The 890-nt window shown below is 57.5% G+C and carries 1 protein-coding gene; it reads left to right on the forward strand.

The genetic code is table 11. The annotated features are described in order from the left end of the window. Window positions 1-101: 101 nt before the first annotated feature. Window positions 102-890, forward strand: a 789-nt coding sequence (locus ACFOVU_RS29370; RefSeq protein WP_378538763.1) for a group II intron maturase-specific domain-containing protein, incomplete at its 3' end; no start/stop codon positions are given.

The raw sequence follows: 890 nt of genomic DNA on the forward strand, positions 1-890 counted from the left end.
GCGACTCCGAAGAACAAGCGTTGGAGGTGAAGGGTCGGCTGGCAAGGTGGCTGGAACCGCGAGGACTTCGATTCAATGAAGAGAAGACCAGAGTGGTTCACATGGAGGAGGGATTCAACTTCCTGGGGTTCAACATCAGGAGGCTGAGAAACAAAACCATCGTCACCCCCAGCCGGGAGGCTATCAAGAGAATCCGGGCCAGGATGCGGGCCGAAGTCAAGTCCCTTCATGGGGCAAACATTGAGGCCCTGCTCCGTAAGTTGAATCCCATCATCCGTGGATGGGGTGCGTACTACCGGATTGCGGTGTCGTCGAAGGCGTTCTACGACCTCGACGACTACATGTGGAGACTCACACGCAAGTGGGCCAAACGCATACACCCGCTGAAATCGGAGAAGTGGGTATACGCCCGCTACTACGGAAGATTCAACAAGAGCAAGAGGGACAACTGGGTGCTGGGCAATAAGAAGTCCGGGGCCTACCTCCTCAAGTTTCGTTGGATCAACATTGTGCGACATGTGCAGGTCAGGGGCGGAGCATCTCCGGATGACCCAGAGCTGACCGAGTACTGGACCAAGCGTCGCGATAAGAAGACACCACCGCCAATGGATCAGGCCAGCCTGTACTTGGCGTGGAAGCAGAAAGGCGTATGCCCGCTCTGCTCCCAGGCGTTGATCGGGGAAGCCGAGTACGAGCCAGACAATCCGCGAGAGTGGATCGAATGGTTCGCGGCATCGAAGCGGACACTCAACAAACACCACTTCGTATACCGACGCGATGGCGGTTCGGATCACAAGTCGAACCTCCGATTGGTACACGCCGAGTGCCACCGACAGCACCACGCCAAGGACGGCACCCGGAACCCAAAGCAGGAACCCGCAAGGCTCTCG

Source organism: Nocardiopsis sediminis (assembly GCF_042650565.1).
Classification (GTDB): Bacteria; Actinomycetota; Actinomycetes; order Streptosporangiales; family Streptosporangiaceae; genus Nocardiopsis_B; species Nocardiopsis_B sediminis.